The 257-nt window shown below is 56.8% G+C and carries 1 protein-coding gene; it reads left to right on the top strand.

Features of this window, described 5'->3' with window-relative positions; all coding sequences use genetic code 11:
- Positions 1 to 257, top strand: a 257-nt coding sequence (locus N8L39_RS09365) for a hypothetical protein (protein ID WP_261039391.1), incomplete at both ends; no start/stop codon positions are given.

Genomic DNA, 257 nt, shown 5'->3' with positions numbered 1-257 from the left:
GTAGCGTCTACCTCAGCTTCAACAAGCGCCGTAGCGTCTACCTCAGCCAGCACAAGCGCTGTAGCGTCTACGTCAGCGTCAACAAGTGCCGTAGCCTCTACCTCAGCATCAACAAGTGCCGTAGCCTCTACCTCAGCGTCAACAAGTGCCGTAGCCTCTACGTCAGCGTCAACAAGTGCTGTAGCGTCTACCTCAGCTTCAACAAGCGCCGTAGCGTCTACCTCAGCCAGCACAAGCGCTGTAGCGTCTACGTCAGC

The organism is Streptococcus mitis (genome assembly GCF_946190285.1).
In the GTDB taxonomy this organism is placed as follows: domain Bacteria; phylum Bacillota; class Bacilli; order Lactobacillales; family Streptococcaceae; genus Streptococcus; species Streptococcus mitis_CP.
This window is presented reverse-complemented; position numbering and strand designations above follow the sequence as displayed.